The following is a 13,433-nucleotide window of genomic DNA, read 5'->3' on the forward strand; positions in this document are numbered from 1 at the left end:
GTTTTACTTGGAAAAGAGGGTGTCGCTCTTCACGATTTCCCAGTTGCCGGATGCCCTTCTGGTCATCCAGAGTTTGATGGTAGCGTTGGCCCGGTCACCGTCTAATAAGAAGCGGAAGACGAGCGAGTCTTTTTTAGCACTCAGGTTCTCTACTTTGAAGTTCTTGGAGCGTATCCGTCCTGTTCTGCTGGTTATTCTGGGAGAAACTCGGGCCGAACTCATTGCTTGGGCAATCAGGTCGGCTGGTTCTCCCAGCACTGCTTTCATAATCGTGCGCTGGCCCAGGTTCTTCACAAAGTAGAACCCCGCGAAAGCCAGAACACCCAACAACACATACCCCCAGGTCGGAAAAACTCTACTTTTCGATGGCATGGGAGGAGCGCGGTTTATTCAGTGAAAGTGGTGTCGCTCTTCAGCATCTTCCATTCGCCAGATGGCTGTTTTATGACCTTGGTCTTGATAGTAGCGGTGGCTTTCTCACCCTTTAGCACGAGCCGGAAGGTGAGAGAATCTTGCTTCGGTCCGGGCTTCCCGGCGTCAAACTTCTTCGAGACAATCTTCCCAGTGCGGCTCAAAATCCGAGGTGATATTTTGGTAGCATTCAGCGCCGAAATAACAAACTCCGATTGCTTACCCATTGCTAGTCTAACCACATCTGCCGCCTTGATACTCTTGATGAAGTAGTACGCCGCAAACGCCGCGATTCCCAGCGCTATGTACACCCAGGTTCGTGTACCTCCGCTTTTTTCTTGCATAGTGCTCATGCATTAAAAATGACCGGGCTGAAGATAGGAAACGTCATGCTGAGCTTGCCGAACTGAAGAGCAGCATTCTAGGCCAGTCTACTTCGCGGCTTTATGCTCGGCTACAGCTTTCAGGAAGTCGTCGAACAGGTACTCCGTGTCCTCGGGGCCACCGGCGGCTTCGGGGTGAAACTGGGTGGAGAAGAACGGCTTGCTCTTGTGCTTGATGCCTTCGCAGGTGCCGTCGTTCAGGTTTTCGAACAACATTTCCCACTCAGCAGGTAGCGTGTCGGTGTCTACTGCGAAGCCGTGGTTCTGGCTGGTGATGTAGCTGCGCTTGGTACCCGAAAGCAGCACCGGCTGGTTGTGGCTGCGGTGGCCGTACTTCAGCTTAAACGTGTCGCCGCCCGCCGCTAGGCCCATGAGCTGAGAGCCCAGGCAGATGCCGAAGATGGGCTTGTCCTGGCCTAGTGCGGTTTGGAGGTGTTGGATAGTGGGCGTACACATCTTTGGGTCGCCGGGGCCGTTGCTCAGGAACAGGCCGTCGTAGTCGAGCTTGGTGAAGTCGTAGTCCCAGGGCACGCGGATGAGTTCCACGTCGCGGTTGAGGAAGCAGCGGATGATGTTGGTTTTGGTGCCGCAGTCTACCAGCACGATTTTATGCTGGCCGTTGCCGTAGTGCTTTACCTCGGTGGGGCTCACCTGAGCCACCAGGTTGTCCTGGTTGGGGTCGTGCAGCTCCATATCTTCCTCGGCCACAATCTTGCCTAGCATGGCGCCCTTCTCCCGCAGAATTTTGGTGAGCATGCGCGTATCCACGCCGAAGATGCCGGGGATGTTGTACTCGGCCAGCCAATCGCCGAGGCTCTTGGCGGCGTTCCAGTGGCTGTGCTCCTCGGAGTAGTAGTTCACCACCAAGCCGGCAATGTGAATCTTGTCCGACTCGAAAATCTTGGAAATCGACTCGTACAGTTCCTCGCCGGGCACACCGTAGTTGCCCACCATGGGGTAGGTCAGTACCAGAATCTGGCCGGCGAAGGACGGGTCCGTCAGGTTTTCGGGGTAGCCGGTCATGGCCGTGCTGAACACCACCTCGCCCGCGGCGGAGGTGAAGGCGCCGAAAGATTGGCCCTGAATTTCAGTACCGTCTTCCAGGACGAGTTTTACCGATTTAGCGTTTTCCACTCTGTTTTTGCGAAAAAGGGTTTACTCTGTTATTGATTTTCTGCGGTAGTCAGGCCCGCTGCTTCTCTTGTTGAGTTGAGAGGCAATGGCAGGTGCAGCCCTCTGCCCGATCAATGCTGGTCGGAAACTGACTATTGAAAGGCAATGCGGTAATCCAGCGCCTCTGTTGAACGTCTTGCGGATGCGCGGCGTAGCCTTCGCCGGTTTGTGCAGCAGACCCGATACATTTTCGGCTGGAACAGGACCGAAAATCAGGGGTCTGTTCCAGCCGAAGCAGGATGTAAGCCGAGCGGGAGCGAAAGAATGTAAATCGATCTGCCCCGCGCAATACCGATTCCAGATGTCAGGCATCGGGAAGTCTGGCGGGCACGACTGCTGGAAGGAAATGTGGGAGGCCGTTCTTTCATGGAAAGAACCAGCCGGCTGCTGCGTAATAGGCACCAATGGCAGCGGGCAGCTAATCAGAAGGGGAGCCAGGCTCGGGAGCTTCATCGTGCTACTCATTGGGGCTGCAAGTTAGGTTACAGGTCGTTTACTTTTTTACCTCAGCCGGAATAAGTGTGTACAACGCCTGCAGGAACCGGTCAACTTCGGCCTTGGTGATGTTGAGGGGGGGTAGCAGGCGGAGTACCGTGGGGTCGGAAGCATTGCCCACGAAGATGTGGAAGTCGGAGAGCAGCTTGTCGCGCACGTCCTTGATGGGGAAGTCGTACTTGATGCCCACCATCAGGCCGCGGCCGCGGATTTCCTCGGCCCCGGCGTTGGCTTCCAGCTCTGAGCGTAGGTAGTGGCCTAGCTCAGCGGCGTGGTTCAGCAAATCTTCCTGCTCAATTACCTCTAGCACGGCCAGGGCTGCCGCGCAGGCCAGGTGGTTGCCCCCGAAGGTGGTACCCAGCAAACCATAGGAGGCTTTCAGCTCCGGGGCAATCAGGATGCCACCGATGGGGAAGCCGTTGCCCATGCCTTTCGCCACTGAAATAACATCGGGGCGGATGCCGGCGTGCTGGTGGGCGAAGAACTTGCCGCTGCGGCCGTAGCCGCTCTGCACTTCATCAGCAATCAGCAGGGCCCCGTACTGCTTGCACAGCGCCGCCAGGCCAGTCAGGAACTCATCAGATGGCATGATAATGCCGCCTACCCCTTGGATGGGCTCAATAATGACCGCGCACCCGTCGCCGCCTTGCAGTACCTGCTCTACCGCCGCTAGGTCGTATTCCACGAAGGAAATGGCGTGGTCGGCGTTGAAGGGAGCCACAATTTTGGGGTTATCGGTGGCAGCTACTGCCCCGGAGGTGCGGCCGTGGAAGGCGCCTTTGAAGGCTACCACGCGCTTTTTGCCGGTGTGGAAGGACGCCAGTTTCAGGGCATTCTCGTTGGCCTCGGCGCCGGAGTTGCACAGAAACAGCGAGTAGTCCTCGTAGCTCGATACCCGACCTAGCTTGTGGGCTAACTGCTGCTGAATCGGAATTTGCACTGAGTTGGAGTAGAAGCCAATGTTCTGCAGCTGCTCGGTGAGGCGCTGCACGTAGTGCGGGTGGCTGTGGCCGATAGAAATAACGGCGTGCCCGCCGTAAAAATCCAGGTATTCCTGGCCTTTATCGTCCCAGAGCTTCGCCCCCAGCGCCTTTACCGGCGTGATGTTGACGAGCGGGTATACATTGAAAAGCTCCATGGTTTTTGCGGTATTCCCAGGGCTGAAACCCTGGGCTAGTCAGCGAAAATGCAAAGTGAAGAAACCTGTTGGACCCTACGTTGCCCAGGGTTTTAACCCTGGGGGCTTGTGCGTTAAAACAGCCCCGCTTTCAATCCTAGGCCAGTCGTTTCCGGCAGGCCGAATAGCAGGTTCATATTTTGCACGGCTTGACCCGAAGCGCCTTTCACTAAGTTGTCGATAACCGAGGTGATGAGCAGTTGCTTGCCGAATTTCTGCACATGCAGCAGGCACTTATTGGTGTTGACTACCTGCTTCAAATGAATTTCCTTGTCCGACACCGTGGTGAACGGCGCATCGGCGTAGAACTTCTGGTACAGCGCCCGCGCTTCTTCCTGGGTCAGGTCCGACGGCGTATAGACGCTGGCGAAGATGCCCCGCGAGAAGTTGCCGCGGTACGGAATGAAGTTGATGTCCAGTTCCAGCTGTGGCTGCAGCTGCGCCAGGCTCTCCCCGATTTCGCCGAGGTGCTGGTGAGTGAAGGGCTTGTAGATGGATACGTTATTCGTGCGCCACGAGAAGTGCACCGTCTCCGACAAGCTCTGCCCCGCGCCCGTGCTGCCCGTAATGGCCGATACGTGCACATCGTCCGTGAGCTTTCCGGCCTGGGCCAGGGGTAGTAAGGCCAGCTGGATAGCCGTGGCGAAGCAGCCGGGGTTAGCAATGCTCTGGGCCTGCTGGATGCGGCTTTTGTTTAGCTCCGGCAACCCGTACACAAACTCCCTACCCCCAAACTCGGCGTCAACCTCCAGGCGGAAGTCGTTGCTCAGGTCGATGATGTGGGTGGTTTCGGGTAGCTCGTGCTTCTGTAACCACGCCTTGGAATTGCCGTGGCCTAGGCACAGGAACACTACATCTTCATCACCCGCCAACTCGGAGGTAAACACCAGGTCAGTCTCACCCACCAGGTCATCATGAACCTGATAGATGGGGTTACCGGCGTTGGATGAACTGACGATGGCGCCCAGCTCCGCGTACTCGTGGTGCAGCAGAATGCGAATTAGCTCGCCGGCCGTGTAGCCAGCACCACCTACGATGCCAACCTTAATTTTCATCGTTGAACGAGGAGTGAATGCGCAACTGGTTGCTGAAGATTTTGATGAAGCCTTTGGCATCGCGGCCGTCCCAGGCGTCATTTTCCTCGCCGTAGGTCGCCACTTTGGAGCGCATCATGTCGTACTTCGACTCGATGCCCTGCAGCTCGAACTGGTAGGGCTTCAGGGTCACGAACACCTTGCCCGACACCCGCTCCTGCGACGAGGTGAGGAAGGCCTCCATGTCGCGCATTACCGGGTCGAGGTACTGGGCCTCGTGCAGCAGTGTGCCGTACCAGTTGGCGATGTAGTCTTTGTGCAGCAACTGCCAGCGGCTGGAAGTGTGCTTTTCGAGCAAGTGGTGAGCTTTCAGCAGGATTAGCGGAGCCGGAGCCTCGAAACCTACGCGGCCTTTGATACCCAGAATCGTGTCGCCCACATGGGTGTCGCGGCCAATGGCATAGGTGCCAGCCAGCTCGTTCAGGGCCTGAATTAGCTCTACTGGGTTCATCGACTTGCCATTCAAGGCCACCGGCTCACCTTTCGCGAAAGTGATTTCAACGGTAGTCGGTTCGGTGGCCGTGAGTTGGGTTGGGTAGGCCGATTCCGGCAGGGCCTGGTGGGAAGTCAGGGTTTCTACGCCGCCTACGCTGGTGCCCCAAATACCCTTATTAATAGAGTACTTGGCTTTTTCCCAGCTCATCTCGAAGCCGTGCTGGTTCAGGAAGTCAATCTCGGCTTGGCGCGATAGTTTCAGGTCGCGGATGGGCGTGATGATTTCCGTGTTGGGCGCAATAACCGAGAAAGCCACGTCGAAACGTACCTGGTCGTTGCCGGCGCCGGTGCTGCCGTGGGCAATGTAGTCGGCCTTGTGCTCCCGGGCGTACTCGGCCAGGGCCAACGACTGGAACATGCGCTCCGCGCTGACGCTCAGCGGGTAGGTGTCGTTCTTGAGGATGTTGCCAAAAATGAGGTAGCGCAGGCAGTCCTGGTAGAAACGCTGCGTCACGTCGATTACCTCGTGTTTCGAGGAGCCCAGCTCGTAGGCTCGCTTCTCGATGGCAGCCAGCTCTTCCTCGGAAAAGCCGCCGGAGTTGACGATGACGGTGTGAACTTCCAGACCCAGCTCGCGGGTCAGATATACAACGCAGTAGGACGTATCCAAGCCGCCGCTGTAGGCTAAAACTACCTTTTTCATTTAGAACTTAGAGGTTAGAACTTAGAGCGTAGCGCTCTGGAATCGAGGTTGGAAGCAGAAAACAGCAGCGTTTTGATGCCAGAACCATGCTAAGCTCTGACATCTAAGCTCTCAGCTCTCTACCCCTGGTTCAAGATTTCAATCGTCTCTTGCACGCGCTGGCTGTACTGGTCGTCGAGCTTGTCGTAGACCATACCGGTGCACAGGCACATTTTGCGCTCATTTTCCATCAGGATGCCGTAGTTTTTGCAGCTCGAGCAGCCTTTCCAGAAATCGTCGCTCTGGGTTAGCTCAGGGAAGGTAACCGGGCGGTAGCCCAGCTCATTATTGATCTTCATCACGGCCGCCGAGGTAGTAATACCGAAGATCTTGGCCGCCGGATATTTCGTGCGCGACAACTCAAACACGCGGTGTTTGATGGCACGGCCCAGACCTTCCTTGCGCAGCTCCGTGTTCACAATCAGGCCCGAGTTGACCACGAACTTGTTGTCTTCGAAGGTTTCGATGTAGCAGAAGCCAGCTAGCTGCTCATCAATGAAAGCAATAATGGCGTCGCCCTTCTCCATCTTCTTTATCAGATAGTTAGGGTCGCGCTTGGCAATACCGACGCCCCGCGCTTTGGCGGATTCGGCGTACCATTGACAGAGGGTTTCCACATACTGCGCGTCGGCAGCATTGGCTACGCGTAAAATCATGGTCAAAGCTCGGTTGGTTGCCTTGGTATACGACAACAGACTCGGAAAGACGATAAGAAGGAAGCTGGAAGCGTAGCGAGTGGGTAGGGCTACGCCGCAACCGGACTAAGGCCAGCGCCTGAAAAGAAACCCGGAAAGGAAAGAAGGTAGCTGTTTCGGCCGCTATGGCGGGCCAGGGGGGTCAGCTATGGGCGGGGTGCACTACGGCCTACACTCGTGTCAATGCGTTACTCGTAAAACTTTCTTCAGTGGGGCCCTTTTCGGTTTATCCCCTCGCCGGTTTTTATACTGCTAAAAACTCCCGGCGATTGTATTGCACGCCAGCTTAAGCTGGCATTGTTCGCACAACCAAGGTAGGTCGTCGCAAAAGCGCAATTGAAGAGAGAAGAGTCATTGACGGCAGCCGCGGGGCGGCATGGGGGTGTTTTCTGCGGTTTAAATGATCTATACCGCTAAATCGTTGCAAAACTAGATGTTTTTTTTTGGAAACTTTGCCGGGCCGACCGCAAAAAAAGTTCCCTGCGCCAGCGGGTTCCCGTACGCAGTTTGGTTGGCTCTTCCATCATTTTTGCAGCTGTTGGCCTGCTACGGGCATTTTTCACCTCTACTACCTTATGCGCACAGGCCTGAAAATTTTTAAGATTGGCGGCGGCATTATCGATGATACCGCCCAGCTGAGCCGGTTCCTGACCGAATTGGCCCAGGTATCGGGTCCGGTTTTGCTGGTACACGGCGGTGGGAAAGGTGCCAGCCAGATGCTGACAGAATTGGGGATTGAGCCGCAGATGGTGCAAGGCCGGCGCATTACCGATGCCCCTACCCTCGACATTGTAACTATGTTTTACGCCGGCAAAACCAACAAGCAGGTCGTTTCGCTGCTGCAAGCTGCCGGCGTCAATGCCCTGGGCCTCTCCGGGGCCGACGGCAATGCTATTCGGGCGGTGAAGCGGCCGGTAAAGGATATTGACTACGGCTTTGTGGGCGACCTGCCCGAAGATAGTATCAATACGCAGCTGCTTGGCCTCTTGCTGCACGCTGGCATCACGCCGGTGTTCTGCGCCATCACCCACGACGGCCAGGGCCAGCTGCTCAATACCAATGCCGATACCATTGCCTCCACCCTGGCCCGGGCCCTGGCTGACCAGTACGAGGTAGAGCTGCACTTTTGCTTTGAGAAAGACGGCGTACTACGTGACATCCGTGACGAAGCCTCCGTGATTCCGCAGATTACCGCCGACCAGTATCAGCAGCTCAAGACCGAGGGCGTTATTGCGGCCGGTATGGTGCCCAAGCTCGATAACGCCTTTGCAGCCTTGGAAGCAGGGGTAGCGCGAGTGGTCATCGAAAACGCCCTGAAGATCAACGAGCCGGTAAAAACCATCCTATGCCGGAGCTAATCGACCAGCTGACCGACGAGGCCATTAGCTTGCTTCAGCAGCTCCTCCGTATTCCTTCCTTCTCGCGGGAAGAAGATAAAACGGCCGACCTGCTAGCGGCCTTTCTGACGCAGCACGGCGCCGAGCCCCAGCGCCAGGGCAACAACGTGTGGGCCGTATCCGAGTACTGGCAGCCCGGCAAGCCTACCATCCTGCTTAACTCCCACCACGACACTGTTAAGCCCGGCACCACCTGGACCTACGACCCGTTTGGAGCCGCCCTGGAAGGCGACCGGCTGACAGGGTTGGGAAGCAATGACGCAGGCGCGTCGGCCGTGAGCTTGCTGGCTGCCTTTCTGTACTTTTATAAACAGAAAAACCTGTCCTATAACCTAATTTGCGCCATCACGGCCGAGGAAGAGGTTTCGGGGGCAGGAGGTATCCGAAGCGTGCTGCCGGAGCTGGGCCACATCGAGCTGGGCATTGTGGGCGAGCCAACGCAGATGGACCTGGCCGTGGCCGAGAAAGGCCTGGTGGTGCTCGACTGCGTGGCTCACGGCCGCACCGGGCACGCGGCCCGCGAAGAAGGCGAAAACGCGCTTTACAAAGCCGTAACCGATATTCGGTGGGTCGAGCAGTACCGTTTCCCGCACGTATCCGACCTGTTGGGCCCCGTGAAGATGACCGTGACGCAGATTCAGGCCGGTTCTCAGCACAACGTAGTGCCCGACCGTTGCACGTTCGTGGTGGATGTGCGCACCAACGAGCTATACACCAACCAGGAGGTAGTAGAGCTGGTGCGCCAGCACATTACCTCTGACGTGACGCCTCGCTCTACCCACCTGAATTCTTCCCGCATTGCCCTCGACCATCCATTGGTGCGGCGTGGAGTAGCGCTGGGCCGCCGCACCTTCGGCTCCGCTACCCTTTCCGACCAAAGCATGATGCCGTTTACCACCGTCAAAATCGGCCCTGGCGACTCGGCCCGCTCCCACACCCCCGACGAGTATATTCTGCTCAGTGAAATTCGGGCGGGCATACGGGGCTACGTTGAGTTACTTGACGGGTTGGAGCTATAGGACGGAGTAGCGCGAAACTCCAGTTTCGCGTATGATTACACACATCAGCCAGGCTGCTCAACCTGCATAACGAGGCGCGAAGCCGGAGCTTCGTGCCACACTTTTCTACTGCCAATGAAAATCTGGGATAAAGGCATTGCCGTCGATAAAAAGATTGAACAGTTTACCGTAGGCCGCGACCGGGAGCTGGATATGTACCTGGCGCGCTTCGACGTGCAGGCGTCCGGGGCGCAAGCCAACATGCTTGCCCAGGTCGGCCTCATTTCCGAGCAGGAAAACCAGCAGCTGCAGCAAGGCCTCGCGGAGCTGGCGGCCCAGCTAGACGCCGGCACTTTCACCATTGAGGAAGAGTTCGAGGATGTACACTCAAAAATCGAGTACTACCTCACCGAAAAGTTCGGCGACGCGGGCAAGAAGATCCACACTGCCCGCTCCCGCAACGACCAAGTGCTGACGGCCATTCAGCTCTTTTTGAAAGACTACACCGAGCGGGCCACCAGTCGGACTCTGGAACTAGTAGATGTGCTGCTGCAGAAAGCCGAGCAGCACCGCGACGACCTGATGCCAGGCTACACGCACTTCCAGGCGGCTATGCCCAGCTCCTTTGGCCTCTGGTTTTCGGCCTATGCCGAGCACCTGCTCCTGGATTTAGCGTTGTTTGAAGCCGCCCACACCGTAGCCGATCAGAACCCGTTGGGCTCCGGCGCCGGCTTCGGCTCGTCCTTCCCCATCGACCGGCTCCAGACTACGCGGGAAATGGGCTTCGGCAACCTGGCCGTGAGCAGCGTGGGCGCCCAGATGCTGCGCGGCAAAACGGAAAAAACCGTGGCCTTCGCCCTAGCCGGCATGGCCGCCACCCTCGCCAAAATGGCCTACGACCTGGTGCTTTATAACTCCCAGGACCTAGCGTTCGTGGAGCTGCCAGCGGCCTTTACCACGGGCTCCAGCATCATGCCCCATAAGAAAAATCCTGATGTGTTTGAGTTAATCCGGGCCCGCTGCAATGCATTGCAGGCGCTACCAAATACGCTTACACTGGCTACTAGTAACCTTCCTAGCGGTTACCATCGCGACTTCCAGATTCTCAAGGAAATCCTCTTTGAGCCAATGACGCAGTTTCTGGACATCCTCGATATCGTGTTGTTTGCCCTACCCCAACTGCGCATCAAACCTGATCTGCTGAACCAGGTGAAGTATGATGCGGTGTTCACGGTGGAAAACATCAACCAGCTTATCCAAGCTGGTACGCCCTTCCGTACGGCTTATAAACAGGTAGGGCTAGCAGTGGAGGACGGCAGTTACGTGCCTCATAAAGAGTTTCAAACCACACACTTAGGCAGCGTACATAACCTAGGGCTAGAAGAAATCAGGGCAAAAGTAGCGCGCTTCCGCAGCCGAACCAGCCTGTTGCAAGGCTAAGCTCTTTACTCAACTTGCTGCCGCTACAACACCCGCATTTAGCTCACAGGTTATAGGTGGCGCTAAAACAATTTTCACCGACAAAGGATCATCCGGCCATTTTCCGCAATCGATTCCGTTAAAATTTACGAATGCCAAAATTTTGAACAATTTTGCTATTACTTATAAATCAACTAGTTACACAGGTAATTTTACTTGGTGAGTGATTACTTACACCGAAAAGTGAGCTACTACTTACTGAATTCAAAAATCCTTCTTAATATTGTATCACTAACCCGGTAGCGAATCCCACTAGCCACCGGTACAATAATTCCCACGCCCCGTTTACCCGGATGTCTCCCACCCCATCCGGTTATCTTCGAGAACCGCGCAGTAGTACCCCCGGCGCCACTGCCCGCTGGTCATCGAAACCCACGTAGCCGGCCGATTTGGTAGCCCCAAATCGGCCGGCTTCTGTTTTTAACCGTTTTTAAGAGACAGCCTGCCGGCCTAGGAAATCCGGACAGGTTGTAAAAAAATAGCGCGTTTTAGCGTTTAGAGCCCGAACTTGCAGCGTTTCCATTGGTTAAGGCAGGAAGCTCTGGCACGGCGTGGGCCGTAAAAATCGAACGAATCGTATGACTAACCGCAAACAGCACATTGCAGAGGTAGCATTGCAGCTATTTGGGGACAAAGGCTTTGAAAACACTTCTACCCAGCTTATTGCGAAGGCAGCAGGTGTTTCAGAAGCTCTCATTTTCAAGCATTTTGGCTCAAAAGACCAGTTGCTTGAATTTGTTATCCGCAATGGGTATAAGCGCATTATTGAAGACAACCGCGGAGGCTTGGCTGAACCCGACCCGCTGGCTTTTATTCATAGTGTAATTGAACTGCCCTTTAAGTTGGTGCAGGCCGAGCCTCACTTCTGGAAGTTACAATACCGCCTAGCTGACTCCGAAATGGCGCGGCAGCAGCACGAGCGGTTTATGAAACCTGTGCCCGGTTTGCTCCGGCAGGCATTTCAGAAACTTGGCTACACCGATCCGGACAAGGAAACAGAGCTACTGCTGCTGCTAGTGGAAGCCCTTTGGAAACAGGAAGCCACGAAAACCGACGATGACGCGCACAGCAGCGGCATGCTGGATTTTATCAAAGGCAAATACCAGGCTCAGTAGTAGCCAAGGTATTGACTTATAAGGGAAACAAGAACGCCTCGGATGCATTTGCGGGCCGAGGCGTTTCTGTTTGCTGCTAGTGAGTGCTCGTTAGGATTTCTGGTCTAGCCGACGGAAAAACTTAAGCAGCATCAGAAAAGGCGCTACTACTACCATCCCTAGCCCTACTAGCTGGGCAATACCCAAGACTTGGCTAAGCCAACCAGGCAAGCGCCCGATGTTCTCGAACGACCAGATCGTAGCTCCCATGTAGAGCGCAAAACCAAGGGTACCGATCAGAAATAAGGCAGTAAAGGAAGGGAGCTTAGGCATAGACTAACAGCGGATAACGTGCTCTTTGTAAACCTACAAAAAAGCCCCAGCCAATCTCTCGGCTGGGGCTTTTTTGTAATGCCGGTGGCTGCACTTATTACAAGTGGATTACCTCACCATAGGCGGCAGCGGCAGCTTCCATCACGGCTTCCGACATGGTGGGGTGCGGGTGCACGGCTTTGATGATTTCGTGGCCCGTGGTTTCAAGCTTGCGGGCTACTACCACTTCAGCAATCATTTCGGTTACGTTGGAGCCAATCATGTGGGCACCCAGCCACTCGCCATACTTCTTGTCGAAGATAACCTTCACGAAGCCATCTTTCACGCCGCCAGCGGAGGCTTTACCGGAGGCCGAGAAGGGGAATTTGCCTACCAGAATATCATAGCCCTGCTTTTTGGCTTCTTCTTCGGTGAGACCTACCGAGGCAATTTCCGGCGAGGCGTACGTGCAGCCTGGAATGTTCTGGTAGTTGAGCGGCTCGGGGTGGTGACCCGCAATTTTCTCTACGCAGATAATGCCTTCGGCGGAAGCCACGTGCGCCAGGGCCGGACCCGGGATAATGTCGCCGATGGCGTAAATGCCGGGCACGTTGGTCTGGTAGTAGTCGTCCACGAGTACGCGGCCGCGCTCTACTTTAATGCCTAGTTCTTCGAGGCCGATGTTTTCGAGGTTGGTGACTACCCCGGCGGCGCTCAGCACCACGTCGCAGGCAATCTGCTGGTCGCCTTTCGCCGTTTTAATGGTTACGTTGCAGCCTTCGCCGCTGGTGTCCACTTTGGTTACTTCGGCGCTTGTCAGGACGTTGATGCCGATTTTCTTGAAGGATTTCTCCATCTGGCGCGACACCTCTTCGTCTTCCACGGGCACGATGCGGGGCAGGTATTCTACTACCGTCACTTCGGAGCCCATGGTGCGGTAGAAATACGCAAACTCGACCCCAATAGCCCCGGAGCCTACCACTACCAAGCGCTTAGGCAAGGCCGGCAGCACCATAGCCTGGCGGTAACCAATGATTTTCTTGCCGTCGATGGGGAGAGCGGGCAGCTCGCGCGAACGGGCACCGGTAGCCAGAATAATGTGCTTGGCTTCTACGGTTTCCTTGCCGCCATCGGCTTTGGTCACTTCTACCTTGCCGGGAGCCAGCAGCTTGCCCGTGCCCGATACCACGTCGATTTTGTTTTTCTTGAACAGGAAGTTGATGCCCTTGCTCATGCCATCGGCCACGCCCCGGCTGCGCTGAATAACGGCGCCGAAATCGTAGCCTACTCCTTCGGCCTTCAGACCGTAGTCGCCGGCGTGGTTGAGGTACTCAAATACCTGAGCGCTCTTGAGCAGGGCTTTGGTGGGGATACAGCCCCAGTTGAGGCAGATGCCGCCGAGCGACTCGCGCTCCACCACGCCTACTTTCAAGCCCAGCTGCGAAGCCCGGATAGCCGCGACGTAGCCGCCGGGGCCGCTGCCGATAACGACCAGGTCGTATTGCAATGCCATGTTGTGTTCGGTTGAAGGTTTGGAAAGAAGGGCCA

Annotated in this window: 13 protein-coding genes; 4 read left to right on the plus strand and 9 right to left on the minus strand. The window is 56.0% G+C overall.

Going from position 1 to position 13,433, the window contains the following annotated elements; all coding sequences use genetic code 11:
* Nucleotides 1-3: 3 nt before the first annotated feature.
* From K3G63_RS09455 to K3G63_RS09485, 7 genes are all read right to left on the minus strand, one after another.
* Entirely contained in the window at nucleotides 4-372 is a 369-nt protein-coding gene (locus tag K3G63_RS09455) for a hypothetical protein (RefSeq protein WP_220613785.1), read from the minus strand.
* Between the two features lie 14 nt (nucleotides 373-386).
* Nucleotides 387-764, minus strand: a complete 378-nt coding sequence (locus K3G63_RS09460; RefSeq protein ID WP_220613786.1) for a hypothetical protein — start codon at nucleotides 762-764, stop codon at nucleotides 387-389.
* A gap of 78 nt (nucleotides 765-842) precedes the next feature.
* Nucleotides 843-1,928: a glutamine-hydrolyzing carbamoyl-phosphate synthase small subunit gene (gene carA / locus K3G63_RS09465; protein WP_220613787.1), complete on the minus strand. Its 1,086-nt coding sequence runs from the start codon at nucleotides 1,926-1,928 to the stop codon at nucleotides 843-845.
* Nucleotides 1,929-2,460: 532 nt separating this feature from the next.
* A complete protein-coding gene (locus K3G63_RS09470; RefSeq protein ID WP_220613788.1) occupies nucleotides 2,461-3,600 on the minus strand; it encodes an aspartate aminotransferase family protein in 1,140 nt (379 codons plus the stop codon).
* 113 nt (nucleotides 3,601-3,713) lie between these two features.
* The gene (gene argC, locus K3G63_RS09475) at nucleotides 3,714-4,694 is read right to left on the minus strand and encodes an N-acetyl-gamma-glutamyl-phosphate reductase (RefSeq protein WP_220613789.1); all 981 of its coding nucleotides are present in this window, start codon (nucleotides 4,692-4,694) and stop codon (nucleotides 3,714-3,716) included.
* Nucleotides 4,684-5,871 carry an argininosuccinate synthase gene (gene argG, locus K3G63_RS09480; protein WP_220613790.1) on the minus strand — a complete coding sequence of 396 codons (1,188 nt, stop codon included), beginning with the start codon at nucleotides 5,869-5,871 and terminating at the stop codon, nucleotides 4,684-4,686. The genes argC and argG overlap by 11 nt, the downstream gene beginning before the upstream one ends.
* A gap of 119 nt (nucleotides 5,872-5,990) precedes the next feature.
* The gene (locus K3G63_RS09485) at nucleotides 5,991-6,566 is read right to left on the minus strand and encodes a GNAT family N-acetyltransferase (protein ID WP_220613791.1); all 576 of its coding nucleotides are present in this window, start codon (nucleotides 6,564-6,566) and stop codon (nucleotides 5,991-5,993) included.
* A 614-nt stretch (nucleotides 6,567-7,180) separates the two neighbouring features.
* On the opposite strand from K3G63_RS09485, the gene argB reads away from it, so the two are divergent.
* From argB to K3G63_RS09505, 4 genes are all read left to right on the plus strand, one after another.
* Complete coding sequence (gene argB / locus K3G63_RS09490) at nucleotides 7,181-7,963, plus strand: acetylglutamate kinase (RefSeq protein WP_220613792.1); 783 nt, start codon at nucleotides 7,181-7,183, stop codon at nucleotides 7,961-7,963.
* Nucleotides 7,951-9,021, plus strand: a complete 1,071-nt coding sequence (locus tag K3G63_RS09495) for a M20 family metallo-hydrolase (protein ID WP_220613793.1) — start codon at nucleotides 7,951-7,953, stop codon at nucleotides 9,019-9,021. The genes argB and K3G63_RS09495 overlap by 13 nt, the downstream gene beginning before the upstream one ends.
* 114 nt (nucleotides 9,022-9,135) lie before the next feature.
* A complete protein-coding gene (gene argH, locus K3G63_RS09500; protein ID WP_220613794.1) occupies nucleotides 9,136-10,440 on the plus strand; it encodes an argininosuccinate lyase in 1,305 nt (434 codons plus the stop codon).
* Nucleotides 10,441-11,057: 617 nt separating this feature from the next.
* The gene (locus K3G63_RS09505; RefSeq protein ID WP_220613795.1) at nucleotides 11,058-11,594 is read left to right on the plus strand and encodes a TetR/AcrR family transcriptional regulator; all 537 of its coding nucleotides are present in this window, start codon (nucleotides 11,058-11,060) and stop codon (nucleotides 11,592-11,594) included.
* Between the two features lie 90 nt (nucleotides 11,595-11,684).
* On the opposite strand, the gene K3G63_RS09510 is transcribed toward K3G63_RS09505, so the two are convergent.
* Together K3G63_RS09510 and lpdA are read right to left on the minus strand one after the other, a co-directional pair.
* On the minus strand, nucleotides 11,685-11,906 hold the full coding sequence (locus K3G63_RS09510) for a hypothetical protein (protein ID WP_220613796.1): 222 nt from the start codon (nucleotides 11,904-11,906) through the stop codon (nucleotides 11,685-11,687).
* 97 nt (nucleotides 11,907-12,003) lie between these two features.
* On the minus strand, nucleotides 12,004-13,398 hold the full coding sequence (gene lpdA / locus K3G63_RS09515) for a dihydrolipoyl dehydrogenase (RefSeq protein WP_220613797.1): 1,395 nt from the start codon (nucleotides 13,396-13,398) through the stop codon (nucleotides 12,004-12,006).
* Nucleotides 13,399-13,433 lie beyond the last annotated feature (35 nt).

This window comes from Hymenobacter sp. HSC-4F20, assembly GCF_019599275.1.
In the GTDB taxonomy this organism is placed as follows: domain Bacteria; phylum Bacteroidota; class Bacteroidia; order Cytophagales; family Hymenobacteraceae; genus Hymenobacter.

What these genes read in the sequence shown, in the direction of transcription:
- K3G63_RS09455 (WP_220613785.1), bottom strand. Translation starts at nt 372, where the DNA reads ATGCCATCGAAAAGTAGAGTTTTTCCGACCTGGGGGTATGTGTTGTTG.
- K3G63_RS09460 (WP_220613786.1), bottom strand. Translation starts at nt 764, where the DNA reads ATGAGCACTATGCAAGAAAAAAGCGGAGGTACACGAACCTGGGTGTAC.
- K3G63_RS09470 (WP_220613788.1), bottom strand. Translation starts at nt 3,600, where the DNA reads ATGGAGCTTTTCAATGTATACCCGCTCGTCAACATCACGCCGGTAAAG.
- argC (WP_220613789.1), bottom strand. Translation starts at nt 4,694, where the DNA reads ATGAAAATTAAGGTTGGCATCGTAGGTGGTGCTGGCTACACGGCCGGC.
- argG (WP_220613790.1), bottom strand. Translation starts at nt 5,871, where the DNA reads ATGAAAAAGGTAGTTTTAGCCTACAGCGGCGGCTTGGATACGTCCTAC.
- K3G63_RS09485 (WP_220613791.1), bottom strand. Translation starts at nt 6,566, where the DNA reads ATGATTTTACGCGTAGCCAATGCTGCCGACGCGCAGTATGTGGAAACC.
- argB (WP_220613792.1), top strand. Translation starts at nt 7,181, where the DNA reads ATGCGCACAGGCCTGAAAATTTTTAAGATTGGCGGCGGCATTATCGAT.
- K3G63_RS09495 (WP_220613793.1), top strand. Translation starts at nt 7,951, where the DNA reads ATGCCGGAGCTAATCGACCAGCTGACCGACGAGGCCATTAGCTTGCTT.
- argH (WP_220613794.1), top strand. Translation starts at nt 9,136, where the DNA reads ATGAAAATCTGGGATAAAGGCATTGCCGTCGATAAAAAGATTGAACAG.
- K3G63_RS09505 (WP_220613795.1), top strand. Translation starts at nt 11,058, where the DNA reads ATGACTAACCGCAAACAGCACATTGCAGAGGTAGCATTGCAGCTATTT.
- K3G63_RS09510 (WP_220613796.1), bottom strand. Translation starts at nt 11,906, where the DNA reads ATGCCTAAGCTCCCTTCCTTTACTGCCTTATTTCTGATCGGTACCCTT.
- lpdA (WP_220613797.1), bottom strand. Translation starts at nt 13,398, where the DNA reads ATGGCATTGCAATACGACCTGGTCGTTATCGGCAGCGGCCCCGGCGGC.